Source organism: Variovorax sp. GW821-FHT09D05 (genome assembly GCF_059416325.1).
On sequence record NZ_JBWKOZ010000006.1, the window covers coordinates 357,612 to 383,490 of the forward strand.

The window sequence follows — 25,879 nt, forward strand, 5'->3', positions numbered from 1 at the left end:
GTGAGGAAGCCCACAGAGGAAACACCCCGGGGCTGAAGGATCAGATCAACAACGGAGACAAAGACATCATGAAGAGAAGCCAACTTCTTCGCGGCATCGCCGCCCTCTCGGCCACGGCCGTGCTCTCGCTCGGGCTGGCCGCGCCGGCCGCGGCGCAGGCCGATTTTCCGAACCGCACGATCGAGCTGCTGGTGCCCTACCAGCCCGGCGGCGGCACCGACGGGCTGGCGCGCGCATTCGCCGAGGCGAGCCGCAAGCACATCTCGCAGAGCATCGTGATCGTCAACCGCCCCGGCGCGGGCGGCGCCATCGGCTGGACGGAAGTGATCAACGCCAAGCCCGACGGCTACAAGCTCGCGGTGCTCACGGTCGAGCTGCTGACGCTGCCGCACCTGGGCCTGGCCAAGTTCAACTACGACGACTTCCAGCCCATCGCACAGCTCAACGCCGACCCGGCCGCGATCACGGTGAAGGCCGACGCGCCGTGGAACACCATCGAGGAATTCCTCGCCGCCGCGAAGAAATCACCCGAGAGCGTGCGCGTGGGCAATTCGGGCAACGGCTCGATCTGGCACCTTGCTGCCGCAGCACTGGAAGACAAGACCGGCGCCAAGTTCGGCCACATTCCGTTCCAGGGCGCAGCACCCGCCGTGCTGGCGCTGCTCGGCGGCCACATCGAAGCCGTGGCGGTGAGCCCGGCCGAGGTGACGACGCACGTGCAGGGCGGCAAGCTCAAGGTGCTGATGGTGATGGCCGACAAGCGCGTGAAGGGCTTCGAGAAAGTGCCTACCGCCAAGGAGCGCGGCATCGACCTGTCGATCGGCACCTGGCGCGGCCTCGGCGCGCCGAAGAACACGCCGCCCGAAGTGATGGCGAAGCTGCGCGAGATCACCGCGAAGACCGCCGCCGAGCCGCTGATGCACGAGGTAATGGACAAGCAGAACCTGGGCTATGTCTACACCGACGGTGCCGTGTTCAAGGAAACGCTGGCGAAGGACAACGTGTACTTCAAGCAGCTCATCACCAAGCTCAACATCAAGCCCTGAGCCGCACAGCCATGAAGAAAACAACCATCGCATCGCTGCTGTGGCTGGCCGCCATCGGCCAGGCCTCGGCCGCGACCTGGGTCTATGTGTCGAACGCCGACAGCCAGGAAATCTCGGTGCTCGAACTCGACCGGGCCCAGGGCGCGCTCAAGCCCGTTCAGACGCTGAACGTCGGCGGCACCGTGATGCCGATGGTGGTGAGCCATGACAAGCGCATGCTGTACGCCGCGCTGCGCTCGCAGCCGTTTCGCGTGACCGCGCTGTCGATCGACGGCGCCACCGGAAAACTGCAGAAGCTCGGCGAGGCGCCGCTGGCCGACAGCATGGCCAACATCGACCTGGACGCGAGCGGCAAATGGCTCTTCGCGGCCTCGTATCAGGGCGGCAAGATCACGGTCAATGCCATCGGCAAAGACGGCGTGGTGGGCCCCATTCACCAGCTGATCCAGACCGGGCCCAACGCGCACGCGATCCATGCGGACGCGAGCAATCGTTTCGTACTCGCCACCAGCCTCGGCGGCGACAACGTGTCGAGCTGGCGCTTCGATGCGGAGAAAGGATTGCTGTCGCCCAACGATCCGCCGCTGACCACCACCGCCGCGAAGGCGGGCCCGCGCCACTTCGTCTGGGACAAGGCGCAGCGGCACGTCTATCTGCTGGACGAACTCGACGCGGCGCTGCACGTGTTCGCGTGGGATGCCGCGCGCGGCACGCTCAAGCTCGAACAGAGCACGACCACGCTGCCCGCCGGCTTCACCGGCAAGCCCTGGGCCGCCGACCTGCACCTGACACCCGACGGGCGCTACCTGTACGCGTCGGAGCGCACGTCGAGCACTCTCTCGACATTCAAGGTCGATGCCGCCACGGGGCAGCTTCAGCCGCTCGGACAGACCCCGACCGAGAAAACACCGCGCGGCTTCGCCATCGATGCCACCGGCCGCTACCTGATTGCCGCAGGGCAGGAGTCGAACGGCATCTCGCTCTACACCATCGACGTCGCCACCGGTGCGCTGGGCAAGCCCCAGCACCTGGACGTGGGCAAGAACCCGAACTGGATCGAGATCGTCGACATGCCCTGACGGGCACCGCACCACACTTCAATAGGAGACCTTCGCATGCAACGCCGCACACTCATTCGCACCGCCCTCGCCTCTTCGCTCGCCGCCGGTCTTCCGGTGGCCTTCGCGCAGAGCAGCAACAACTGGCCGACGGGCAAGGCCATCACTTACCTCGTGCCCTTTCCCGCGGGCGGCACCACCGACGTGCTGGGCCGGCTGATCGGGCAGAAGCTCGGCACCGTGCTGGGCACCAGCGTGATCATCGACAACAAGGGCGGCGCCGGCGGCAGCGTTGGCTCGGAAGTCGGCGCGCGTGCGGCGCCGGACGGCTTCACGCTGATCGGCGGCACCATCAGCTCGCACGCAATCAACGTGAGCCTGTATCCAAAGATCGGCTACGACCCGCAGAAGTCGTTCGCGCCGGTGACGCTCATCGGCACCAACCCGGTGGTGCTGGTGGTGAACCAAGCGAGCCCGTACAAGACGCTGAAGGACGTGATCGCGGCCAGCAAGGCCAAGACGGGCGGGCTCTCGTCGGCCTCGGCCGGCACGGGCACTTCGCAGCACCTGGCGCTGGAACTGCTGGCCTTCAAGTCGGGCGTGAAGTTCACTCACATTCCGTACAAGGGCAGCGGCCCGGCGATCCAGGACGTGATCGGCGGACAGGTCGACATGATGTTCGACACCACGGTGGTCGCGGGTCCGCACATCCAGAGCGGCAAGCTGCGCGCGATTGCCGTCACATCGTCGAAGCGCCTGGCCTCGATGCCCGACGTGCCGACGGTGGCCGAGTCGGGCGTGCCGGGACTGCAAGACTTCGAGGTGGTGTCGTGGCAGGCGATCTTCGTGCCTGCGGGCACGCCTGCACCGGTCGTCGACAGGCTGCACACCGAGATCCGCAAGATCCTCGCAACGCCCGAGATGCAGGACAAGCTCAAGGGCTTCGGCATGGAGCCGACCGACCTGAGCACCGCGCAGATCGCGGCGTTCCAGAAGGCCGAGGTGGAGAAGTGGGCGCAGGTGATCAAGGCGGCAGGCATCAAGGCCGATTGACCGGCTGACTGCGGGCCGGGCGAACCAAGGGAAGCTTCCTACGCCCCGAGGAAGAAGCGCTTTATAGAATGCCCCTCCGATTCCGCATTCCAGGCCTTCCCCACGTGTCCGACCGCTCTGCCGTACTGCCCCAATACCTGTTCCCCAAGCAGGCCCTGACCAATTTCGCCGGCTGGGTTGCGGGCAAGGAACGGGGCGCCGTGACGACGTGGATCATCCGGCGCTTCGTGGCCAAGTACGGCGTGGACATGGGCGAGGCGCTCGAGTCGGACATCCAGCACTACAAGAGCTTCAACCAGTTCTTCACGCGCGCACTCAAGCCCGGTGCGCGGCCGCTCGCGCAGGCCGACCTGGTCTGCCCGGTAGACGGCGCGATCAGCCAGTTCGGCGCGATCCAGGGCGACCAGATTTTCCAGGCCAAGGGCCACAACTACACGACCACCGCGCTGGTTGGCGGCGACGCTACGCTGGCCGCGAAGTTCGCGCACGGCAGCTTCGCCACGCTGTACCTGAGCCCCAAGGACTACCACCGCATCCACATGCCCTGCGACGGGCGGCTTGTGCGCATGATCCATGTGCCGGGCGACCTGTTCTCGGTGAACCCCACCACGGCGCGCGGCGTGCCCGGCCTGTTCGCGCGCAACGAGCGCGTGGTGTGCGTCTTCGAATCGGCGCATGGGCCCTTCGTGCTGGTGCTGGTGGGCGCCACCATCGTCGGCAGCATGGCCACCGTGTGGCATGGCGTGGTCAATCCGCCGCGCGTGGGCGAGCTGCGCGAGTGGCACTACACCGACCAGCAGATCGACATCCGCAAGGGCGACGAGATGGGCCGTTTCTTGCTCGGGTCGACGGTCGTCATGCTGTTCCCGGCGCCCGCGCTGGCCTTCAACCCGGGCTGGTCGCCCACCCGCGCGATCCGCCTGGGCGAAGCCATGGCCAACTACACCAATTTGTGAGTGTTTGTCTCACAACCCGCATGCAGCATGCCCTGACAGCTATAAAACTAGTAGCATCCTCATCGATTGCGCTATAGTCGCCGGCCAACGAGACGGTTCATACCAACCACAAGAACGCTTCGAGGAGATGATGTCGATGAGTACCAAGGAAAACGCAGCCGTCAGCCAGTTGCTCGCCCTGCTCGAAGCCCGCTACGCGCTGCGCGTGCTCTGGGCCCTGCGCGACGGCCATGCGCAGACCTTCCGTTTGCTTCAGGACAGCGTGGGCAGCATCACTCCCAACACGCTCAACACCCGCATCAAGGAACTGCGCGAAGCCGGCATCGTCGGCCACGGCAGCGACGGCTACAGCCTCACGCTCAGCGGCCAGGACCTGCTAAAGCGCCTTTCCGACCTGCAGGCTTTTGCCGGCAAATGGCAACTGGGACAACTCAAGAAAGCAGCGGCACCTGCAGCGGTCGCATCGCCCGCCGCGCCGGTTTCTCCAGCGGCCGCACCCGCTCCGGCCCCGGTGGCGGCACCTGCGTCCACACCCGCGCCCCCTTCCGACGACACCAGCCAGAGCTGACGGACCACAGGCCTGTCTGTCCGGCATCGGTAAACTCCGCGCCTTCGATCCACTGATCTCACATCGACGCAAGGAGCGTTTCTCATGCCCACCACTCCCTCCGGCCTGCAATACGAAGACACCGAAGTCGGCACCGGCGCCGAAGCCAAGGCTGGCCAGCACGTGCACGTGCACTACACCGGCTGGCTCTACAACGACGGCGTGCAAGGCGCCAAGTTCGATTCGAGCCGCGACCGCAACGACCCGTTCGCGTTCTCGCTGGGCGCGGGCCAGGTCATCAAGGGCTGGGACGAAGGCGTGGCCGGCATGAAGATCGGCGGCAAGCGCACGCTGATCATTCCCGCATCGCTGGGCTATGGCGCTCGCGGCGCCGGCGGCGTGATCCCGCCGAACGCCACGCTGAAGTTCGACGTCGAGCTCCTGGACGCACACTGAGCATTCGAGCCGACGGCTCCAAGGCCCGATTCCGGGCCTTTTTCATGCCTCCGCGGCCCTTTTGGCCGCGTTTTTTCGCTTGAAATGCTTTGGGCCAGCCCCATGTGGCTGGCTAACGTTTGTTTTCCGGCACACGCCGGTTCTTTGAAAAATGTCTGACCCGCAACAATCCGCACAGAATTCTCAAATGCTGCAAGGCGAGCCAAGCCCCGAAGAACTGGAGGCTGCGCACGCCGCCAATGAAGCCGAGGCGCTCGACGCCCTGGCCGTGGCACAAGGCGAGCTCGCCGCCCTGCAGACCAAGAATGCCGAACTGGCCGACCAGTACCTGCGCGCCCAGGCCGATGTGCAGAACGCCCGTCGCCGCGCCGACGACGAGATCACCAAGGCCCGCAAGTTCGCCGTCGAGGCCTTTGCCGAGAGCCTGCTGCCGGTGACCGACAGCCTCGAAGCCGGCCTGGCCATCAAGGACGCCACCCCCGAGCAGATCCGCGAAGGCGCCGAAGCCACGCTGCGCCAGCTCAAGAGCGCGCTCGAACGCAACAAGGTGATCGAAGTGGCCCCCGCACCCGGCACCAAGTTCGACCCGCACCAACACCAGGCCATCTCGGTGGTGCCCGCCGACCAGGAGCCGAACACCGTGGTGAGCGTGCTGCAGAAGGGCTACACCATCAACGAGCGCGTGCTGCGCCCGGCGCTGGTCACGGTCAGCGCGCCGAAGTAATCCGCGGCATTCGCCAGCACACAAGATTCCCACAGGAAATCCCCGCTTCATACCTTGAATCGCGACGGGTTATCCACAAGTTCATAACAACATATTTTTCAGGCTTTCAGGAGTAAAGAACATGGCAAAGATCATCGGCATCGACCTCGGCACCACCAACTCGTGCGTGTCGATCATGGAAGGCAACACCACGCGTGTGATCGAGAACTCGGAAGGTGCGCGCACCACGCCGTCGATCGTCGCGTACCAGGAAGACGGTGAAGTGCTGGTCGGTGCCTCGGCCAAGCGCCAGGCCGTTACCAACCCCAAGAACACGCTGTACGCGATCAAGCGACTGATCGGCCGCAAGTTCGAGGAAAAGGAAGTCCAGAAGGACATCGACCTGATGCCCTACACCATCGCCAAGGCCGACAACGGCGACGCATGGGTGGAAGTGCGCGGCAAGAAGATGGCCCCGCAACAGGTCAGCGCCGACATCCTGCGCAAGATGAAGAAGACCGCCGAAGACTACCTCGGCGAAACCGTGACCGAAGCCGTGATCACGGTGCCGGCCTACTTCAACGACGCCCAGCGCCAGGCCACCAAGGACGCCGGCCGCATCGCGGGCCTGGACGTCAAGCGCATCATCAACGAGCCCACCGCTGCCGCCCTGGCCTTCGGCCTCGACAAGCAGGACAAGGCCGACCGCAAGATCGCCGTGTATGACCTCGGCGGCGGTACCTTCGACGTGTCGATCATCGAAATTGCCGACGTCGACGGCGAGAAGCAGTTCGAAGTGCTGTCGACCAACGGCGACACCTTCCTGGGCGGCGAAGACTTCGACCAGCGCATCATCGACTACATCATCGGTGAGTTCAAAAAGGACCAGGGCGTCGACCTGAGCAAGGACGTGCTGGCCCTGCAGCGCCTGAAGGAAGCCGCTGAAAAGGCCAAGATCGAACTGTCGAACAGCGCGCAGACCGACATCAACCTGCCCTACATCACGGCCGATGCCTCGGGTCCGAAGCACCTGAACATCAAGCTCACCCGCGCCAAGCTCGAAAGCCTGGTCGACGAGCTGATCGAGCGCACCATCGCTCCCTGCCGCGTGGCCATCAAGGACGCCGGCATCAGCGTGGGCGACATCAACGACGTGATCCTGGTCGGCGGCATGACCCGCATGCCCAAGGTGCAGGACAAGGTGAAGGCCTTCTTCGGCAAGGAGCCGCGCAAGGACGTGAACCCCGACGAAGCCGTGGCTGTCGGCGCCGCCATCCAGGGCCAGGTGCTCTCGGGCGACCGCAAGGACGTGCTGCTTCTCGACGTGACCCCGCTGTCGCTGGGCATCGAAACGATGGGCGGCGTGATGACGAAGATGATCGCCAAGAACACGACGATCCCGACTAAGTTCGCGCAGACCTTCTCGACCGCCGAAGACAACCAGCCGGCCGTGACCATCAAGGTGTTCCAGGGCGAGCGCGACATCGCCGCGGGCAACAAGGCGCTCGGCGAATTCAATCTTGAAGGCATTCCTCCGGCATCGCGCGGCACGCCGCAGATCGAGGTGAGCTTCGACATCGACGCCAACGGCATCCTGCACGTCGGCGCGAAGGACAAGGGCACCGGCAAGGAAAACAAGATCACCATCAAGGCGAGCTCGGGCCTGTCCGAGGACGAGATCCAGAAGATGGTGAAGGACGCCGAACTCAACGCCGAAGACGACAAGAAGAAGCTCGAAATCGTGCAGGCGCGCAACCAGGGCGAGGCAATGGTGCACAGCGTGAAGAAGTCGCTGGGCGAACATGGTGCAAGCCTCGAAGCCGCCGAGAAGGACGCGATCGAAGCAGCGATCAAGGACCTGGAAGAAGCCCTCAAGGGTGAAGACAAGACCGCGATCGAGGAAAAGACCAACACGCTGATGACCGCAAGCCAGAAGCTGGGCGAGAAGATGTACGCCGAATCGCAGGCCGCGGCCGGCGCCTCGGCCGCCTCCGGCCCGGGTGGCGCGGAAGCTGCTGCAAGCGCGCAGGCCGACGACAACGTGGTCGACGCCGAAGTGAAGGAAGTCAAGAAGGGCTGATCTTCAGTCCCTTGAGCAAGGCTGGAACACCTGAAAAGGTGCTCCAGCCTTTCTCGCTTCAAGTTACCCGAGTTCCCGCTGCTTCCCTGATCTGCTGATCGACCTGCCATGGCCACCAAACGCGACTACTACGAAACCCTCGGCGTCCCCAAGAACGCGAGCGAGGAAGAAATCAAGAAGGCTTATCGCAAGCTTGCGATGAAGCACCACCCCGACCGCAACCACGGCGACACCTCGAAGGAGGCCGAGGCCAAGTTCAAGGAGGTGAAGGAAGCCTACGAAATGCTGTCCGACGGACAGAAGCGCGCGGCCTACGACCAGTACGGCCATGCCGGCGTCGACCCCAACATGCGCGGCGGCCCGGGCGCGGAAGGCTTCGGCGGTTTCGCGGAAGCCTTCGGCGACATCTTCGGCGACGTGTTCGGTGGCGGCGGCCGAGGCCGCACCAGCAGCGGCCGCCAGGTATTCCGCGGCAGCGACCTGAGCTACGCGATGGAGATCTCGCTCGAAGAGGCTGCAGAAGGCAAGACCACCGAGATCCGCATCCCCACCTGGGACGAGTGCGACACCTGCCATGGCTCGGGCGCGAAGCCCGGCACCAAGCCCATCACCTGCACGACCTGCCACGGCGCGGGCGCGGTGCAAATGCGCCAGGGCTTCTTCAGCGTGCAGCAGACCTGCCCTACCTGTCACGGCAGCGGCAAGATCGTTCCCGAGCCCTGCACCGTGTGCCACGGCCAGGGCAAGATCAAGCGCAACAAGACGCTCGAAGTGAAGATCCGCGCAGGCATCGACGACGGCCAGCGCATGCGCGTGACCGGCAGCGGCGAGCCCGGCGTCAACGGCGGCCCGCCGGGCGACCTGTACATCGAGATCCGGCTCAGGAAACACGACATCTTCGAGCGCGACGGCGACAACCTGCACTGCGTGGTGCCTGTGAGCATGACCACGGCGGCACTGGGCGGCGAGATCAACGTGCCCACGCTCAAGGGCGCGGCGGCCATCGACATTCCCGAAGGCACGCAAAGCGGCAAGCAGTTCCGCCTGCGCGGCAAAGGCATCAAGGGCGTCAACTCGAGCTACCCCGGCGACCTCTACTGCCACGTGCGCGTCGAGACGCCGGTGAAGCTCACCGAGTTCCAGCGCAAGCTGCTGAAGGACCTCGACGAGTCGCTCAAGAAGGGCGGCGAGAAGCACAGCCCGACCGACAAGGGCTGGTTCGACAAGGCGAAGGAATTCTTCAGCTGAGCTGGCTTGTGAGCACCAAAGGCGTGCGGGGACTGGCCGGCTGCCTGAATCCCTGCCTGATCCGGCGCCAGCGTTACACGTCGGACCTGTTCTCCATCTGAGATATGTAACGCCGGGGGCTTCACTTCAGTGGATGCCACCACCTCCAACCAGGGCCGCTTAGCGGCCCTTTGTCATGCTTGAGTCGCCGGACTGGTGCATCCAGGCCTCCCAGGCCCGTAGCAGGCACATTGGCAGTGCGTCTTGCACCTCCGCGGTACATGCCGACCCGCGCCCAAGCTTCCTTCCCACGCCAACACGCGCAAGCGGCCCATCAAAAAGTGGCGCGAGGATTGCTTTTATATTTTTTTTGGCTGTGCAATAAACCAAACGACAGACCGCGCGTTATTGCAGGAGACGCCCGTTTTTTTGAGCCCCGAGGCTCAATAGGCGATGCTTTCCCGGAGAAAAGGCAAAAACGGACGATAGCCATTTGGCATAGGTGTTTTCACCCGGGGAGAATTGGGAAAGCGAGCCTTTGAATTTAACTGAAATCCGGAAATTTGTTCCTTGTTTTTCGTTGAACTTTACTCGTCCGTGTGGTTCTGAATTAACAAATGATTTGCCGGGTTCAATCTTTGCTTTATGCTGATTGTTAGCAGATTGTTGTAAGGGAGTTTTCCGCGGCATGCAGCCATGGGCAGGCACACCTTTAAATGTTGCGCAAGGCCTTTGCTGCACGCCATCGGGCTAAAAGCCCACTGACTTGATGGAGGCGTGACCATGGATGTGATCAGCAACTTTGCCGCCCGCTACGAGCGCACCCGCGAGGAAGTCATCTCGCTGCAGGACTACCTGGATATCTGCAAGCGTGACCCCACGGCCTACGCCACTGCCTCCGAGCGCATGCTCAAGGCCATCGGCGACCCGGAGCTGGTCGACACGCGCAACGACCCCCGTCTTTCGCGCATCTTCGCCAACAAGGTCATCAAGATCTATCCGGCGTTCAAGGAGTTCTATGGCATGGAAGACGCCATAGAACAGGTGGTGTCCTATTTCCGACACGCAGCCCAGGGGCTGGAAGAAAAGAAGCAAATCCTTTACCTGCTGGGCCCGGTCGGTGGCGGCAAGAGCTCGATCGCCGAACGCCTGAAGCAGTTGATGGAGCACGTGCCCTTCTACGCCATCCAGGGCTCGCCGGTGAACGAATCCCCGCTCGGCCTCTTCGACACGCTCGAAGACGGCGAGATCCTTGAAAAAGAATACGGCATCCCCCGCCGGTACCTGAATCGAATTCTCTCGCCCTGGGCCGTCAAGCGGCTTGAGGAGTACGGCGGCGACATCCGCCAGTTCAAGATCGTCAAGCGCTTCCCGTCGGTGCTGCGGCAGATCGCCGTCGCCAAGACCGAGCCCGGCGACGAGAACAACCAGGACATTTCCTCGCTGGTCGGCAAGGTCGACATCCGCAAGCTCGAAACCTATGCCCAGGACGATCCGGACGCCTACGCCTACTCCGGCGGCCTGTGCCTGGCCAACCAGGGCCTGCTGGAGTTCGTGGAAATGTTCAAGGCGCCCATCAAGGTGCTGCACCCTCTGCTCACGGCAACGCAGGAAAGCAACTTCAAGGGCACCGAAGGCTTTGGCGCCATCCCGTTCGACGGCATCGTGCTCGCGCACAGCAACGAGAGCGAGTGGAAGGCCTTCCGCAACAACAAGAACAACGAGGCCTTCCTCGACCGGATCTACATCGTCAAGGTGCCCTACTGCCTGCGCGCCTCGGAAGAAATCAAGATCTACGAGAAGCTGGTGCGCAACTCGTCGCTGGCCCAGGCGCCCTGCGCTCCCGGCACCCTGCGCATGATGGCCCAGCTCTCGGTGCTCACGCGCCTGAAGGAGCCCGAGAACTCCAGCACCTTCAGCAAGATGCAGGTGTACGACGGCGAGAACCTCAAGGACACCGACCCCAAGGCCAAGTCGATCCAGGAGTACCGCGACTACGCGGGCGTCGACGAAGGCATGAGCGGTGTGTCCACGCGCTTCGCCTTCAAGATCATCTCGAAGGTCTTCAACTTCGACAGCTCGGAAGTGGCCGCGAACCCGGTGCACCTGATGTATGTGCTCGAACAGCAGATCGAGCGCGAGCAGTTCGCGCCCGAGATCGAGCAGAAGTACATCAGCTACATCAAGGAGCTGCTGGCGCCGCGCTATGCCGAGTTCATCGGCAAGGAAATCCAGACCGCCTACCTCGAGAGCTACAGCGAATACGGCCAGAACATCTTCGACCGCTACGTCACCTACGCCGACTACTGGATCCAGGACCAGGAGTTCCGCGACGTCGACACCGGCGAAGTGTTCGATCGCGCCTCGCTCAATGGCGAACTCGAAAAAATCGAGCGGCCCGCCGGCATCGGCAATCCGAAGGACTTCCGCAACGAGATCGTCAACTTCGTGCTGCGCGCACGGGCCGGCAACGCGGGGCGCAACCCGGCGTGGACCAGCTACGAAAAGCTGCGCGCGGTGATCGAGAAGAAGATGTTCTCCAACACCGAAGAGCTGCTGCCGGTGATCAGCTTCAACACCAAGAGCAGCGCCGACGAACAGAAGAAGCACGAAGACTTCGTGACCCGCATGGTCGAGAAGGGCTACACGGCCAAGCAGGTTCGCCTGCTCTGCGAGTGGTATCTGCGGGTGCGCAAGAGTTCATAAAAAAGACGACCCTTCGTTCGTTCTCTCTTTGCAAGGAGCTTTGACAACATCGTGGCCATCCTGCAGCAGATCATCGACCGCCGGCTATCGGGCAAGAACAAGTCCATTGGCAACCGCGAGCGCTTCCTTCGGCGCTACAAGGGGCAGATCCAGGAAGCGGTGAGGCGCGCCGTCAGCGGCCGCAACATCCGCGAACTGGAGCAAGGCGAAGACGTGACCCTGCCGCGCCACGACGTGTCCGAGCCGGTGTTCGGGCATGCACGCGGCGGCGACCGCGAGTACGTGCACCCAGGCAATCAGGAGTACCTGAAAGGCGACCGCATCAAGCGCCCCGAAGGCGGGGGCAGCGGTGGTTCCGGCAGCGGCGAGGCCAGCGACAGCGGCGAAGGCGAGGACGACTTCGTCTTCCGCCTCACGCGCGAAGAGTTCATGCGCGTGTTCTTCGACGACCTCGCGCTGCCGCACCTCATTCGCACGCAGATCGCCGACGTGCCGGAATGGAAGAGCCACCGCGCCGGCTTCACCAGCGATGGCTCTCCCAACAACCTGCACGTGGTGCGCTCGATGCGCGGTGCGCTCGCCCGCCGCATCGCGCTGGGCGGCGAACCGCGCAAGGAGCTCAAGCGCCTGGAAGCGCACCTCGAACACCTGAAGCTGCATCCGCAGGTCACTTCAGCGCTCATCCAGAAGGAAATCCGCGAGACCGAAGAGCGCATCGCCGAGCTGCGCCGCACCATGCGGCACGTGCCCTACATCGACCCCATCGACCTGCGCTACCGCAACCGCGTGAAGACGCCGGTGCCCAGTGCCAAGGCCGTGATGTTCTGCCTCATGGACGTGTCGGGCTCGATGGACGAGGCGCGCAAGGACATGGCCAAGCGCTTCTTCATGCTGCTGTACATGTTCCTCACGCGGCACTACGAGACCATCGACCTCGTGTTCCTGCGCCACCACACGCAGGCGCAGGAGGTGACTGAAGAAGAGTTCTTCCACGCCACCGAAACCGGCGGCACCGTGGTGTCGAGCGCGCTGGTACTGATGGACGAGATCATCAAGGCGCGCTACCCCAGCGGCGAGTGGAACGTGTACGGCGCGCAGGCCAGCGACGGCGACAACTGGCACCAGGACAGCGGCCGCTGCCGCGAGCTGCTGGTCGAGAACATCCTGCCGGTGGTGCGCTACTACGCCTACGTGCAGGTGGCCGAGACCGAGCAGAACCTGTGGCAGGAGTACCAGCAGCTCGAGGGCGTCGCGCCCAACTTCGCCATGCGCAAGGTGTCTGACGCGCAAGACATCTATCCGGTTTTCCGCGACCTGTTCAAGAAGGAAGGGGTCACGTCATGAGCGCCATCATCGTCCCCCCCCGGCTCGAACGCCTGCCCAGCCCTTCCGACTGGACATTCGACCTTATCGAGACATATCACACCGAGATCGCCAAGACCGCCAAGGGCTATGGCCTCGACGTGTACGCGAACCAGCTCGAGGTCATCACGGCCGAACAGATGATGGACGCCTACGCGAGCGTGGGCATGCCGATGATCTATCGCCATTGGTCGTACGGCAAACAGTTCATCGCCACCGAGAAGAACTACCGCCGCGGGCACATGGGGCTGGCCTACGAGATCGTCATCAACTCCGATCCGTGCATCGCCTACCTGATGGAAGAAAACACCATGGCCATGCAGGCCCTGGTGATCGCGCATGCGGCCTACGGCCACAACAGCTTCTTCAAGGGCAACTACCTGTTCCGCATGTGGACCGATGCGTCGTCCATCATCGACTACCTCGTCTACGCACGGCACTACATCGCCGAGTGCGAGGAGCGCCACGGCCTCGACGCGGTCGAGGAACTGCTCGACTCCTGCCATGCGCTGATGAACTACGGCGTCGACCGCTATCGCCGCCCGCAGAAGCGCTCGCTGGCGCAAGAAAGCGCCCAACGTACCGAGCGCGAACGCCACATGCAGCAGCAGGTGAACGACCTGTGGCGCACGCTGCCGCGCAAGAGCGAGCAGGCAGCCGAGTCCGATTCGTCAAAACGCTTTCCATCGGAGCCGCAGGAGAACCTGCTCTACTTCATCGAGAAGAACGCCGCGCTGCTCGAACCCTGGCAGCGCGAGGTGGTGCGCATCGTGCGCAAGATCGCGCAGTACTTCTACCCGCAGCGTCAGACCCAGGTGATGAACGAAGGCTGGGCCACCTTCTGGCACTACACGCTGCTCAACACCATGTACGACCGCGGCCAGCTGGCCGACGGCTTCATGATGGAATGGCTCAGTTCGCACACGGGCGTGATCTTCCAGCCGCCAGTGGGACACCGCGCTTACAGCGGCATCAACCCGTATGCGCTGGGTTTCGCGATGTACACCGACCTGCGGCGCGTCTGCGAGAAGCCGACCGAGGAAGACCGCCGCTGGTTCCCCGACTTCGCGGGCAGCGACTGGCTCAAGACGCTCGACTACGCGATGCGCAACTTCAAGGACGAGAGCTTCATCGGCCAGTTCCTGAGCCCGAAGACGATGCGCGACTTCCGCCTGTTCTCGATCCGCGACTTCCAGAGCGAGGCCGAGCTGGAGGTATCCGCCATCCACGACGACAGCGGCTACCAGGCGCTGCGCGAATCGCTGTCACGCCAGTACGACATCAGCAGCCGCGAGCCCGACATCCAGGTGTGGAGCGTGGCCACGCGCGGCGACCGTTCGCTGACGCTGCGTCACACGCAGCGCAACAACCTGCCGCTGCACGACGGGGCGGAAGAAGTGCTGAAGCACGTCGCGCGGCTCTGGGGCTTCGACGTGCACCTCGAAAGCATCGACAGCGCCGGGCGCATCAGCCGCAGCTGGAAGGCCACGGCGCCGAAGCAGCTCTACTAGAAGTACGAGGGTCAGGGCACCAGGGCCGCGATGGCCAAGGTGTAGCCCTTCACGCCCAGCCCCACGATGATTCCCTTCGCCGCGGGCGAGATGTACGAGTGGTGGCGAAACTCCTCGCGCGCGTGCACGTTGGAGATGTGCAGCTCGATCAGCGGCACGCTCGCGCCCTTGATCGCATCGTGCAGCGCGATCGACGTGTGGGTGTAGGCGCCGGGGTTCATCACCACGCCGAGCATGTTGCCCGCCGCCACTTCGCGGCCGGCTTCCTGGATCCAGTCGATCAGCACGCCTTCGTGGTTCGACTGGCGGCATTCGATCTCCACGCCCAGCTTCGCACCCGTGTCCTTGCACAGGCGCTCGACGTCGGCCAGCGTGTCGCGTCCGTACTGTTCGGGCTCGCGCGTGCCGAGCAGGTTGAGGTTGGGGCCGTTGAGGACGAGGATTTTCTTCATGATGGATGAGGGTCTGGCGGTCTGCAATTATGGTCTCGCGGCCGTCCTGCGGCGCCGCGCCGTGGACGATCCGACGTAGTAGTTGTACGAATCGATGTCGACCACGCAGCGCGCCATCAGGTCGACGAACGAGCGCAGCTTCTGCCCCATGTAGCGCTGCCGTTGGTAGGCACAGTAGATGCGCCGCGGCTCGGGCTGCCACTGCTGCAGCACCGGCACCAGCACGCCCTGCTCCAGCTCCGGGCGCACGAAGAAGGCCGGCAGCAGCGCGATGCCCAGGCCGTCGATGCAGAAAGTCTTCATGACCCAGTGGTCGTTGGTCTCGAAGGCCGGCTCGGGCTGGAAGGCAAAGCTCGATGCACCCGACACCAGCAGCACCTGCGAACGCACCGAAGGCTCCTTCATCACGATGGACTGGTGCGTGGCCAGCTCTTCAGGCGACGACGGCGTGCCGCGGCGCGCCAGGTACTGCGGGCTCGCATACAGCCCGTAGTTCAGCCGCCCGAGCAGGTTGGCCACGAGGTTCGGCGCATCGGGCGGCTCGGAGCACACGTAGCAGTCGACATCGCCGATCTGCGGCGCATGAAAGCCGTTCGCCACGTCGAGCTGGCAGCGCACGTCCGGGTGCATTTCCAGGAACAGCTTGACGACATGGCAGACGAAGGAGGTGCTGAACTGCGTGTCCGACAGCAGCGAGAGGCTGCCCGAAACGCCCGTCGTCAGCGCGTGGATCTCGGTGCTGGCCGCTTCGAGCCGGCCCGTCACTTCGTCGAGCAGCCCTTCGCCGCGTGCGAAGAAGGCGCGGCCGGCCTCGGTGAGCGCAATGCGGCGGGGGCTGCGCATCAGCAACTGCGCGCCGAGCAACTTCTCCAGCCGCGTGAGCTGCCGGCTCAAAGTGGCCTTGGAGACACCCGAGAGGCTTTCAGCCTTGGTGAGACTGCCGCTCCTGGCGATCAGTACGAAGGCCTCGACCAGGGCGAGATCGATCCGGCTCATGAGGCCCGGCGTTGCAGGAATGAAAAGTAGCGTCTCTTCATGTGGCTTTCATCGGTGCGGCGGAAGCGTTACGGTATCACCGGCGTCCAGCCTTGCTCCCCCACGATCCATGAACACACAGAACACCGCCACCTGGCACCCCGTCGCGCGCTCGGCCGACCTGCGCCCCGGCGCCAACATCGTCGCCGGCTTTGCCGAGGGCCAGGAGCTCGCGCTCTGGCGCGCCGCCGACGGCACCGCCCAGGCCTGGGAGAACCGCTGCCCGCACCGCAGCGTGCGCTTCACGCTGGGCCAGGTCGTCGACAACCGCCTGGCCTGCGCGTACCACGGCTGGCAGTACGCGGCGGGCAGCGGGCAGTGCACCAGCATTCCGGCGCATCCGGCCATGCAGGCTCCGCGCAACGTCTGCGCGAAGACCTTCGGCACGATGGAGGCCGCAGGGATGCTGTGGGTTCACCTGTCGCCCGAAGTGCCGCCCGCGCCCGCCGAACTGGAAGGCGCCATCCCCACCGGCTGGCACTTCTGCCGCACGCTGACCGTGCGTGCGCCCGCCGGCACGGTGCGAGAAACGCTGGCACAGCGCGGCCTGACAGCCGATGCAGTCTCAGCTGCCTGGCGCGGCCTGCTCGACGACGTGAACACCGTCGCCCTCGTCCTCGACGCCCAGCCCCGGCTTGCCTTCGTCCACCTGTGGACCGATGCAGCGCCCGGCTCGCCCGCCATGAAGACCCTGCACACCGCCGCCCGCGAACTGCGCGCCGGCTTCGAAGCCCTGCCCCAAGGCTGAAAGCACCCCATGCCCTTCGTTACCGACGACCCCAACATGCTCGACGACTGGCTGGTCGTCGGACCCGCGACGACCACGCCCCGCACGACCCGCCTGCTCGGCGAAACCGTGCAGCTCTGGACCGACGCCGACGGCACGCCCCAATGCCGCCTCGGCGACCAGCCGCTTACTGTGCAGTCGCGCTACGGCTACTTCTGGGTCTGCCCCAGCGGCCAACCCGCGCGCGCCCTGTTCGACTTCCCGGAGTACAGCGAGCCCGGTCGCCGCATCATCGACTGCGGCGGAATCGGCGTCGCGGTGTCGGGCCTGCGCGTGATCGAGAACTTCCTCGACATGGCACACTTTCCCTTCGTGCATGCCGACTACCTCGGCAAGGTGCCGCACACCGAGGTGGCGCAGTACCAGGTACAGGTCGAGTCCGCCACCGGCGAAATCTGGGCCACCGACTGCCGCTTCTGGCAGCCGCGCGCTTCCGCCGCGCACGATTCGGGCAGCGAGGTGCTCTACAAGTACCGCGTGATGCAGCCCTTCTCGGCCATGCTCTACAAATCGAGCTTCCGTGCGGGCGCGCTCGACGCGATCGGCCTCTTTCTTCAGCCCATCGACGACGAGCACGTTGTCGCCCACACGCTGCTCGCCTGCTACGACGACGACTCCACCGATGCCGAGCTCATCGCCTTCCAGCACACCATCTTCGGCCAGGACAAGCCCATCCTGGAAAACCACGCCTTCAAGCGCATGCCGCTCGAAGGCCGTGCCGAAACGCCGACGCGCGGCGACACATCCTCCGTCACTTATCGGCGATGGCTGCGCGAGCGCGGCATGCGCTTCGGCGTGAGGGCAGCGGCATGACGACGCTGAAGCTGTACGACTACCCGCTGTCGGGCAACTGCTTCAAGGTGCGGCAGATGCTGGCCTGGCTGGGCATTGCGTACGAAACCGTGCCGGTCGATTTCTTTCCCGGCCGCGAGCACAAATCCGCCGTATTCCTGGCGAACATCAACCCGCTCGGCCAGCTCCCGGTGATCGACGACGACGGCTTCGTGCTGCGCGACGCACAGGCCATCCTGGTCTACCTGGCAAGCCGCTACGACGCGCAAGGCCGCTGGTACCCCGACGACCCGAAGCTGCGCGGCCAGGTCGCGATGTGGCTCGCCACTGCCGACGACATCACCCGCACCGCCTCGGCCGCACGGCTGCACGACGCACTGGGCTACCACCACCTCGACGTCGAAGCCTGCCGCAGCGGCGCCCGCGCCGTGTTCCGCGTGCTCGACGACCATCTTGCCGAACAGGCCAGCGCGGGCCTGCGCTGGCTCGCATCCGCGCCCGAGCCGACCATTGCCGACCTCGCCTGCTTCCCCTACGTCGCGCTCGCGGGCGAAGGCGGCATTTCTCTCGATGAATTTCCCGCACTGCGAAACTGGGTCTGGGACTTTCGCCACCTGCCCGGCTTTGTGGGAATGTCGGGAATCTTTCCTGCCGGCCCTGTTTGAACGTCGTCTGGGTATCCTTACCGCTTCGCCTTTCTGAAGAATCACACTCGCCATGAAAACCAAAGCCGCCGTCGCCTGGAAATCCGGGGCCCCGCTCACCATCGAAACCGTGGACCTCGAGGGCCCGAAATTCGGCGAAGTGCTGGTCGAGATCAAGGCCACCGGCATCTGCCACACCGACTACTACACCCTCTCGGGCGCCGACCCCGAAGGCATCTTCCCCGCGATCCTCGGCCATGAAGGCGCAGGCATCGTGGTCGACGTCGGCCCCGGCGTCACCACGCTCAAGAAGGGTGACCACGTCATCCCGCTGTACACGCCCGAATGCCGCCAGTGCAAGTTCTGCCTGAGCCGCAAGACGAATCTGTGCCAGCTGATCCGCGGCACGCAGGGCAAGGGCCTGATGCCCGACGCCACCTCGCGCTTCAGCCTCGACGGCAAGCCGATCTTTCACTACATGGGTACCTCGACCTTCAGCAACTACACGGTCGCCCCCGAGATCTCGCTGGCCAAGATCCGCGAGGACGCGCCCTTCGACAAGGTCTGCTACATCGGCTGCGGCGTCACCACCGGCATCGGCGCGGTGATCTTCACGGCCAAGGTGGAAGCCGGCGCCAACGTGGTGGTGTTCGGCCTCGGCGGCATCGGGCTGAACGTGATCCAGGGCGCCAAGATGGTGGGTGCCGACAAGATCATCGGCGTGGACCTGAACCCCGAGCGTGAGGCCATGGCCCGCAAGTTCGGCATGACGCACTTCATCAACCCCAAGGACACCGAGAACGTCGTCGACGCCATCGTGCAGCTGACCGACGGCGGCGCCGACTACAGCTTCGAGTGCATCGGCAACACCAAGGTGATGCGCCAGGCGCTCGAATGCACGCACAAGGGCTGGGGCCGCAGCATCATCATCGGCGTGGCCGAGGCGGGCGCCGAGATCAGCACGCGGCCGTTCCAGCTGGTCACGGGCCGCAAGTGGGAAGGCTCGGCCTTCGGCGGCGCACGCGGGCGCACCGACGTGCCGAAGATCGTCGACTGGTACATGGAAGGCAAGATCAACATCGACGACCTGATCACGCACACCATGCCGCTGGAGGACATCAACAAGGGCTTCGACCTGATGAAGCGCGGCGAATCCATTCGCGGCGTGGTTCTCTACTAAACCCCGGGAGGCGCTGGCCATGAATCGCATGGAACCCCTGCGCAAGATCGAAGCGGGCGTTCTCGAAATCGCCTACTTCGAAGCAGGCCTCGCCGACGGCCCACCCGTGCTGCTGATGCACGGCTTTCCGTACGACATCCACACCTATGCCGAAGTCGCGCCAATGCTGGCCGACCAGGGCTGCCGCGTGATCGTGCCGTACCTGCGCGGCTACGGCGCCACGCGCTTCCTGAGCGAAGCCACGCCACGCTCGGGCGAACAAGCCGCGCTGGGCGCCGACCTGCTCGCGCTGCTCGACGCGCTGAAGATAGACCGTGCCGTGCTGGCCGGCTACGACTGGGGCGGCCGTGCCGCCTGCGTGGTCGCGGCGCTGTGGCCCGAACGCTGTGCGGGGCTGGTGTCCCTCAACAGCTACAACATCCAGAACATCGCGAAGGCGATGGAGCCGGACACACCGGCCAACGAGCACAGCCTCTGGTACCAGTACTACTTCCACAGCGAGCGCGGCCGCGCCGGCCTCGAAAAAGACCGCAAGGCGCTCACGAAGCTGCTGTGGAAGCTCTGGTCGCCAACCTGGAAGTTCGACGACGCCACCTTCGAGCGCAGCGCCGCCGCCTTCGACCACCCTGATTTCGTGGACGTGGTGATCCAGTCGTACCGCCACCGCTTCGGCCTCGTGCCGGGCGACCCGGCCTACGCCGACATCGAACGCCGCCTTGCAGTCCAGCCCACGATCACCGTGCCCGCCATCACCTTCGACGGCATCGACGACGGCGTGCGCCCGCCCGCCGACGCATCGGCCCACGCACACCGTTTCAGCGACCCGCGTTCGCACCGGCTCGTGCCCGGCGCGGGCCACAACATGCCGCAGGAAGCGCCGCGTACCTTTGCCGACGCCGTGCTCGAACTCGTGCCCGCCCTGCGCGGCAAGAACCCGCAATGACCGACAACACTCCGAAGACTCTTTCCGAGCACCACGCCTTCGGCGGCGTGCAGCGCTTTCTCGAACACCGCTCGCATGAAATCGGCCTGCCGATGCGCTTCTCGGTCTACCTGCCGCCGCAGGTCGCGCACGAGCGGGTGCCCGCCCTGCTCTACCTCGCGGGCCTGACCTGCAACGAGGAGACCTTCGCGATGAAGGCCGGCGCGCAGCGCATGGCCGCGAGCCTGGGCCTTGCGCTGATCGCGCCCGACACCAGCCCGCGCGGCCGCGAAGCGGAAAGCATTCCGGGTGCGAAGGACGACTGGGACTTCGGCATCGGCGCCGGCTTCTACCTCGACGCGCTCGTCGAGCCATGGGCCACGCACTGGCGCATGGAAAGCTGGGTCGTGCACGAACTGCTGCCGCTGGTCGCGAAGCACTTCGCCATCGACGGCGAGCGCATCGGCATCTTCGGCCACTCGATGGGCGGCCACGGCGCGCTCACGCTGGCGCTGCGGCATCCGGGGCGCTTCAAGTCGCTCTCGGCCTTCGCGCCGATCTGCGCGCCCACGCAGTGCCCATGGGGCGAGAAGGCACTCGGCGGCTATCTGGGCCAGCCCGGCGCCGACCGTGCGCAGTGGCTGGCGCACGACGCCAGCGCGCTCATGAAGTCGCAGGTGGTGGCGCCCTACCCGCAAGGCATCCTCATCGACCAGGGCCTGGCCGACAAATTCCTCGCCGAGCAGCTGCACCCCGAGGCCTTCGAGGCCGCCTGCTTCGCGGCGGGCCAGCCGCTCACGCTGCGCCGCCACGCGGGCTACGACCACGGCTACTACTTCATCCAGAGCTTCATGGCCGACCACATCGCGCACCACGCGCAAACCCTGCGCTCCTAGGGCCGCGCCTCATCGACCACAGCGGCCCCGCGCCGTATCATGGTTCGCATGTCCGCCGCCCAAATTCCCGCCTTCCACCTGCGGTTGCGCGAAGGCAGCGCCGAAGAGAACATGGTGCTGGCCGGCATCTGGCGCCGCGCCTGGATCGCGGCCAACCGGGGCGTCCCCCATTTCGAGCCGATCGGCTACTGGCTGCACCGCGTGCAGACCGAGTTCGGCCCGCCCGCCGAAGTGGTGCTGGCGGAGCGCGACGGGCAGGTACTGGCGTTCATGGTGCTGCTGGAGCGGCGCGAATACGTGGCCCAGCTCTTCGTCGAGCCCCATCTGCGCAACCAGGGTTTGGGCAAGGCCTTGCTCGACGAGGCCTGCGTGCGCATTCCCACAGGCTGGTGGCTGCACGTTGCCTCCACCAACACGTCGGCGCAGCGCTTCTACGAGCGCTATGGCCTCGAGCGCGGTGCGGTCGATCGGCACCCCTCGAGCGGCCGCGAACGCATCGCCTACCATTGGTCGCCCTCGCGCCCGCCGTGGCGCATCGGCTGAACCCCATCTTCTTTTCGTGCCCATGCGTATCGACCACATCGCACTCTGGACCACCGATCTCGAACGCTGCAAGCGCTTCTATGTCGACTACTTCGGCGCCACCGCCGGCGCAGGCTACGTCAACCCGGCCAAGGGCTTCGCCTCGTGCTTCCTGAGCCTGGGCGACGGCGCGCGCATCGAGGCCATGGCGACGAGCACGCTCTCGCCCGTAACCGCTGAAGCCGGCGCGCAGCGCATGGGCTGGACGCACCTGGCGATCAGCGTGGGCTCCGACGCCGCGGTCGACGAACTCACGCAGCGCCTGAAGGCCGACGGCTACCCGCTGCTCGACGGCCCGCGCCGCACCGGCGATGGCTACTACGAGAGCGTGGTGCTCGACCCGGACGGCAACCGCATCGAGATCACCGCATGAGCGAATTCGTCGAAAGCCTGCACGAAACCTTCGAGCGGCTCGGCCGCATCGAAACGCGCCGCATGTTCGGCGGCCACGGCATCTGGCACGAAGGTCGCATGATCGCGCTGGTCGCCAAAGACACGCTCTACCTCAAGGCCGATGCCGAGAGCGCCGCGCATTTCGACAAGCTGAACCTGCCGCCCTTCACCTACGTGCGCCAGGGCAAGTCGATGCCGATGTCGTACCGGCAAGCCCCGGCGGATCTTTTCGAAGACCGCGAGGAAGCCGCCCTGTGGGGCCGCCTTGCATATGAAGCAGCGCTGCGCTCGGGCCAGCCACCGAAGCCGAAGAAAACACCCGCAAAGAAAGCCGCAGTGAAGAAAACCTCAGTGAAGAAAAAGACAGCGAAAGCAGCCTCCCGGTGAGCGAGAACCCCAAGCTCCCTCCCCTGCCCGAGCGCGAACAGATCGCGCTGCTCGAACCCTTCGAAGGCCTCGGCCTGAAAGACATCGTGGTCGTGCAGACACTGCAAGATGCAGAACGTGCCGCCGCCATGCTGCTCGCCGCGGGCATCGCCGGCTTCGACACCGAATCCAAGCCCACCTTCGCGAAGAACGAGGTGTCGGGCGGCCCGCACGTGGTGCAGTTCTCCACGCGCGACACGGCGTGGCTGTTTCAGCTTCACCGCACCGAGTGCAATCCGGTGGTGGCCGCGCTGATCGCCTCCACCGAGCTGCGCAAGGTCGGCTTCGGCCTGTCGGGCGACCTCACGTTGATCCGCAACCGGCTCAACATCGAGCCGAAGGCGGTGTTCGACATCGACAACGAATTCCGCCACCGCGGCTACCGCAAGTCGGTCGGCGTGAAGGCGGCGGTGGCTCTGGTGTTCAACCGCCGCTTCATCAAGTCGCGCAAGGCGACCACTTCGAACTGGGCCAACAAGCAACTCACCGAGGCGCAGATCCGCTATGCCGCGAACGACGCCTATGCGTCGATACGCGTGTACGACGCGCTCTTCAGCAGCAACTGACCGTTCGAAACGGGGTCAGTCGCGCCCCGCCTCCAGAATGGCCTGCGCGAGCCTCTGGGGGTTCGAGAAGAACATCTCGTGGCTGCCAGGGCACTCCACCAGCCGGAACAGGCCCAGCCGCTCCGACAGGCGCGGATGCCACGGCATGCCGTGCGGCAGTGCGGTGTCCTGCAGGCAGTTGACATACGACTTGCCCAGCGCCAGCGCGGCCAGCGGCTGCTGCAGCCTGATCTTGTCGGTGAAGGTGCGGTACGGATGCGGGTTGAGCTTGCCGTAGGCGGCCGTCGCGGTCGCCAGGTCCGCATCGTTGATGAAGGCTTCGCGCCAGATCTCGAAGGGCAAGGTCACGGCATTGCCGTTGGCCTCCGCGACGGCGTCGAACATCGTCACGTAATGCGGCGGCACCATGTCGTTGAGCGATTCGCCATCGAGCGGCACGAAGGCGTTGATGTACACCAGCCGCTTCAGCCGCGGCGCAATGCGGTCCGCCACGCCCGAGATCACCATGCCGCCGTAGCTGTGGCCCACGAGGCGCACCTGCGTGAGATTCTTTTCCTCGATGTAGCGCACGGCGGAAGCGATGGCGTCTTCCAGGCCAATGCTCGAGCGATCGTCGCCGGGGTTGTTGCCAGCGAGCGTCGGGCAATACACGGTGTGCCCTGCTGCGCGCAGGCCGTCGGCCACGGCTTCGATTTCTGCGCCGGTGTGCCAGGCGCCGTGGACGAGAACATAGGTGTCGGACATGGTGGGTGTGTCTCCTTTTGTTTGTGACGGAGCACGACTGTAAGGAACATCGGTGACTTGCGCATGGCCGATGCGTGCCAGCGCGATGGCCGATTCGCGCCAGCCGTGTTGCTTCGATTCAATTATTCAACGATACTTGAAATATGGAAGAAAACGACGTTGTCCGATCCCTTGCCGCACTGGCGCAGCCCGTTCGCCTGCGAGTGTTTCGCGCGCTGGTGGTGGCAGGCCCCGCCGGACTCACGCCCGGCGCGCTGACCGAAGCGCTCGAGGTGCCGGCCACGGGCCTGTCGTTCCATCTCAAGGAGCTCGTGCATTCGGGGCTGGTCTCGCAGGAGCGGCAGGGCCGCAACCTCATCTACCGCGCGGCGTTCGAGCAGATGAATGGACTGCTGGCCTACCTCACCGAGAACTGCTGCGAGGGAGAAACCTGCGCTGTCGGATGCCCGCCGACATGCTGAGCGCCGTTGCGATCTTCGTCTTCACGCTCGTGCTGGTGATCTGGCAGCCGCGCGGGCTGGGCATCGGCTGGAGCGCCTCGCTCGGCGCCGTCATCGCGCTATTGCTCGGCGTGGTCCAGCTGTCCGACATCCCCGTCGTCTGGAGCATCGTGTGGAACGCAACCGCCACCTTCATCGCCGTGATCGTCATCAGCCTGCTGCTCGACGAGGCGGGCTTCTTCGAATGGGCCGCGCTGCACGTGGCGCGCTGGGGCGGCGGGGGCGGGCGGTTGCTGTTCGCGTTCATCGTGCTGCTGGGCGCCGCCGTGTCGGCACTGTTCGCCAACGACGGCGCGGCGCTGATCCTTACGCCCATCGTGATGGCGATGCTCGTGGCGCTGGGCTTCTCGCCGGCTGCCACGCTCGCCTTCGTGATGGCGGCTGGCTTCATCGCCGACACGGCCAGCCTGCCGCTGATCGTCTCGAACCTAGTGAACATCGTGTCGGCCGACTTCTTCCGCATCGGCTTCGGCAAGTACGCCTCGGTCATGCTCCCCGTGAACATCGCGGCGGTGCTCGCGAGCCTGCTGGCGCTGATGCTTTTCTTTCGCCGCGGCATCCCGGCAAGCTACGACGCGACCCAACTCAAGGCGCCTGCGGATGCGATCCGCGACCCCGCGACTTTCCGCGCGGGCTGGGTCGTGCTGGTGCTGCTGCTCGTCGGGTTCTTCGGGCTGGAGCCGCTGGGAGTGCCGGTCAGCGCGGTGGCCGCCTTCGGCGCGGTCGTGCTGCTGGCTGTTGCAGGGCGCGGCCCGGTGATCGGCATCCGCGGGGTACTGCGCGGCGCGCCCTGGCAGATCGTGATCTTCTCGTTGGGCATGTACCTCGTGGTCTACGGGCTGCGCAACGCCGGCCTGACCGGCTACATCGCCTCGCTGCTGAATGTGTTCGCGCAAGGCGGCGTCTGGGGCGCGGCGATGGGCACGGGCTTTCTCTCGGCGCTGCTCTCGTCGGTCATGAACAACATGCCCACCGTGCTGGTGGGCGCGTTGTCCATCGACGCGTCGAGCGCGAGCGGCGCGGTGAAGGAAGCGATGGTCTACGCCAACGTGATCGGCTGCGACCTCGGCCCGAAGATCACGCCCATCGGCAGCCTCGCCACCCTGCTCTGGTTGCACGTGCTCGCGAAGAAGGGCATGGCAATCGGCTGGGGCTACTACTTCAAGGTCGGCATCGTGCTGACCCTGCCCGTGCTGCTGGTCACCCTGGCGGCACTGGCGCTTCGACTGAGTCTTTGAAACCCGACACCACACTT

General features: G+C 65.1%; 27 protein-coding genes. 24 read left to right on the forward strand and 3 right to left on the reverse strand.

Going from position 1 to position 25,879, the window contains the following annotated elements; genetic code table 11:
• Window positions 1-68: 68 nt before the first annotated feature.
• From AC07O3_RS18680 to AC07O3_RS18735, 12 genes are all read left to right on the forward strand, one after another.
• Window positions 69-1,046, forward strand: coding sequence for a Bug family tripartite tricarboxylate transporter substrate binding protein (locus tag AC07O3_RS18680; RefSeq protein ID WP_093051388.1), 978 nt, complete (start codon window positions 69-71; stop codon window positions 1,044-1,046).
• A gap of 11 nt (window positions 1,047-1,057) precedes the next feature.
• Window positions 1,058-2,125, forward strand: coding sequence for a lactonase family protein (locus AC07O3_RS18685; RefSeq protein WP_495340004.1), 1,068 nt, complete (start codon window positions 1,058-1,060; stop codon window positions 2,123-2,125).
• A 36-nt stretch (window positions 2,126-2,161) separates the two neighbouring features.
• Window positions 2,162-3,157 (forward strand): Bug family tripartite tricarboxylate transporter substrate binding protein, encoded by a 996-nt coding sequence (locus AC07O3_RS18690; RefSeq protein ID WP_495340005.1) that lies wholly within the window; start codon window positions 2,162-2,164, stop codon window positions 3,155-3,157.
• 104 nt (window positions 3,158-3,261) lie between these two features.
• Window positions 3,262-4,113, forward strand: a complete 852-nt coding sequence (gene asd / locus AC07O3_RS18695) for an archaetidylserine decarboxylase (RefSeq protein WP_495340006.1) — start codon at window positions 3,262-3,264, stop codon at window positions 4,111-4,113.
• A 136-nt stretch (window positions 4,114-4,249) separates the two neighbouring features.
• Entirely contained in the window at window positions 4,250-4,681 is a 432-nt protein-coding gene (locus AC07O3_RS18700) for a winged helix-turn-helix transcriptional regulator (protein ID WP_093077949.1), read from the forward strand.
• Between the two features lie 84 nt (window positions 4,682-4,765).
• Window positions 4,766-5,116, forward strand: coding sequence for an FKBP-type peptidyl-prolyl cis-trans isomerase (locus tag AC07O3_RS18705; protein WP_013540334.1), 351 nt, complete (start codon window positions 4,766-4,768; stop codon window positions 5,114-5,116).
• 151 nt (window positions 5,117-5,267) lie between these two features.
• Window positions 5,268-5,840: a nucleotide exchange factor GrpE gene (gene grpE / locus AC07O3_RS18710; protein WP_093051400.1), complete on the forward strand. Its 573-nt coding sequence runs from the start codon at window positions 5,268-5,270 to the stop codon at window positions 5,838-5,840.
• Between the two features lie 121 nt (window positions 5,841-5,961).
• Window positions 5,962-7,899, forward strand: coding sequence for a molecular chaperone DnaK (gene dnaK, locus AC07O3_RS18715; RefSeq protein WP_093051403.1), 1,938 nt, complete (start codon window positions 5,962-5,964; stop codon window positions 7,897-7,899).
• Between the two features lie 108 nt (window positions 7,900-8,007).
• Window positions 8,008-9,147: a molecular chaperone DnaJ gene (dnaJ, locus tag AC07O3_RS18720; protein ID WP_093051406.1), complete on the forward strand. Its 1,140-nt coding sequence runs from the start codon at window positions 8,008-8,010 to the stop codon at window positions 9,145-9,147.
• Between the two features lie 762 nt (window positions 9,148-9,909).
• Window positions 9,910-11,832 (forward strand): PrkA family serine protein kinase, encoded by a 1,923-nt coding sequence (locus AC07O3_RS18725; protein WP_093051862.1) that lies wholly within the window; start codon window positions 9,910-9,912, stop codon window positions 11,830-11,832.
• A gap of 51 nt (window positions 11,833-11,883) precedes the next feature.
• Window positions 11,884-13,176, forward strand: a complete 1,293-nt coding sequence (locus AC07O3_RS18730; protein WP_093051409.1) for a YeaH/YhbH family protein — start codon at window positions 11,884-11,886, stop codon at window positions 13,174-13,176.
• Complete coding sequence (locus AC07O3_RS18735; RefSeq protein WP_093051412.1) at window positions 13,173-14,705, forward strand: SpoVR family protein; 1,533 nt, start codon at window positions 13,173-13,175, stop codon at window positions 14,703-14,705. The genes AC07O3_RS18730 and AC07O3_RS18735 overlap by 4 nt, the downstream gene beginning before the upstream one ends.
• 11 nt (window positions 14,706-14,716) lie before the next feature.
• On the opposite strand, the gene aroQ is transcribed toward AC07O3_RS18735, so the two are convergent.
• Complete coding sequence (gene aroQ / locus AC07O3_RS18740; protein ID WP_093051415.1) at window positions 14,717-15,157, reverse strand: type II 3-dehydroquinate dehydratase; 441 nt, start codon at window positions 15,155-15,157, stop codon at window positions 14,717-14,719.
• A gap of 27 nt (window positions 15,158-15,184) precedes the next feature.
• Window positions 15,185-16,153 (reverse strand): LysR family transcriptional regulator, encoded by a 969-nt coding sequence (locus tag AC07O3_RS18745; RefSeq protein ID WP_495340007.1) that lies wholly within the window; start codon window positions 16,151-16,153, stop codon window positions 15,185-15,187.
• A gap of 109 nt (window positions 16,154-16,262) precedes the next feature.
• On the opposite strand from AC07O3_RS18745, the gene AC07O3_RS18750 reads away from it, so the two are divergent.
• From AC07O3_RS18750 to AC07O3_RS18795, 10 genes are read left to right on the forward strand one after another with little or no spacing between them, the layout of a single operon-like run.
• A complete protein-coding gene (locus AC07O3_RS18750) occupies window positions 16,263-16,940 on the forward strand; it encodes a Rieske 2Fe-2S domain-containing protein (protein ID WP_495340008.1) in 678 nt (225 codons plus the stop codon).
• Window positions 16,941-16,949: 9 nt separating this feature from the next.
• Window positions 16,950-17,792, forward strand: coding sequence for an aromatic ring-hydroxylating dioxygenase subunit alpha (locus AC07O3_RS18755; protein WP_495340009.1), 843 nt, complete (start codon window positions 16,950-16,952; stop codon window positions 17,790-17,792).
• Entirely contained in the window at window positions 17,789-18,436 is a 648-nt protein-coding gene (locus tag AC07O3_RS18760) for a glutathione S-transferase family protein (protein WP_495340010.1), read from the forward strand. The genes AC07O3_RS18755 and AC07O3_RS18760 overlap by 4 nt, the downstream gene beginning before the upstream one ends.
• Before the next feature lie 52 nt (window positions 18,437-18,488).
• The gene (locus tag AC07O3_RS18765) at window positions 18,489-19,595 is read left to right on the forward strand and encodes an S-(hydroxymethyl)glutathione dehydrogenase/class III alcohol dehydrogenase (RefSeq protein ID WP_097201034.1); all 1,107 of its coding nucleotides are present in this window, start codon (window positions 18,489-18,491) and stop codon (window positions 19,593-19,595) included.
• A gap of 19 nt (window positions 19,596-19,614) precedes the next feature.
• Window positions 19,615-20,538, forward strand: coding sequence for an alpha/beta fold hydrolase (locus AC07O3_RS18770; protein ID WP_495340011.1), 924 nt, complete (start codon window positions 19,615-19,617; stop codon window positions 20,536-20,538).
• The gene (fghA, locus tag AC07O3_RS18775; protein WP_093176985.1) at window positions 20,535-21,413 is read left to right on the forward strand and encodes an S-formylglutathione hydrolase; all 879 of its coding nucleotides are present in this window, start codon (window positions 20,535-20,537) and stop codon (window positions 21,411-21,413) included. The genes AC07O3_RS18770 and fghA overlap by 4 nt, the downstream gene beginning before the upstream one ends.
• A 48-nt stretch (window positions 21,414-21,461) precedes the next feature.
• A complete protein-coding gene (locus AC07O3_RS18780; RefSeq protein ID WP_256216816.1) occupies window positions 21,462-21,956 on the forward strand; it encodes a GNAT family N-acetyltransferase in 495 nt (164 codons plus the stop codon).
• Window positions 21,957-21,978: 22 nt separating this feature from the next.
• The gene (locus tag AC07O3_RS18785) at window positions 21,979-22,368 is read left to right on the forward strand and encodes a VOC family protein (RefSeq protein WP_495340012.1); all 390 of its coding nucleotides are present in this window, start codon (window positions 21,979-21,981) and stop codon (window positions 22,366-22,368) included.
• Window positions 22,365-22,775 carry a TfoX/Sxy family protein gene (locus AC07O3_RS18790; protein ID WP_489013567.1) on the forward strand — a complete coding sequence of 137 codons (411 nt, stop codon included), beginning with the start codon at window positions 22,365-22,367 and terminating at the stop codon, window positions 22,773-22,775. The genes AC07O3_RS18785 and AC07O3_RS18790 overlap by 4 nt, the downstream gene beginning before the upstream one ends.
• Window positions 22,772-23,380 carry a 3'-5' exonuclease gene (locus AC07O3_RS18795; protein ID WP_495340013.1) on the forward strand — a complete coding sequence of 203 codons (609 nt, stop codon included), beginning with the start codon at window positions 22,772-22,774 and terminating at the stop codon, window positions 23,378-23,380. The genes AC07O3_RS18790 and AC07O3_RS18795 overlap by 4 nt, the downstream gene beginning before the upstream one ends.
• Before the next feature lie 15 nt (window positions 23,381-23,395).
• Here the strand turns inward: AC07O3_RS18795 and AC07O3_RS18800 are convergent, their stop codons facing one another.
• A complete protein-coding gene (locus AC07O3_RS18800; RefSeq protein WP_093051448.1) occupies window positions 23,396-24,124 on the reverse strand; it encodes an alpha/beta fold hydrolase in 729 nt (242 codons plus the stop codon).
• 143 nt (window positions 24,125-24,267) lie between these two features.
• On the opposite strand from AC07O3_RS18800, the gene AC07O3_RS18805 reads away from it, so the two are divergent.
• Window positions 24,268-24,585 carry an ArsR/SmtB family transcription factor gene (locus tag AC07O3_RS18805; protein WP_495340014.1) on the forward strand — a complete coding sequence of 106 codons (318 nt, stop codon included), beginning with the start codon at window positions 24,268-24,270 and terminating at the stop codon, window positions 24,583-24,585.
• Window positions 24,579-25,862 (forward strand): arsenic transporter, encoded by a 1,284-nt coding sequence (locus AC07O3_RS18810; protein ID WP_495340015.1) that lies wholly within the window; start codon window positions 24,579-24,581, stop codon window positions 25,860-25,862. Before AC07O3_RS18805 ends, AC07O3_RS18810 begins: the two co-directional genes overlap by 7 nt.
• The last annotated feature ends 17 nt before the right edge of the window (window positions 25,863-25,879 follow it).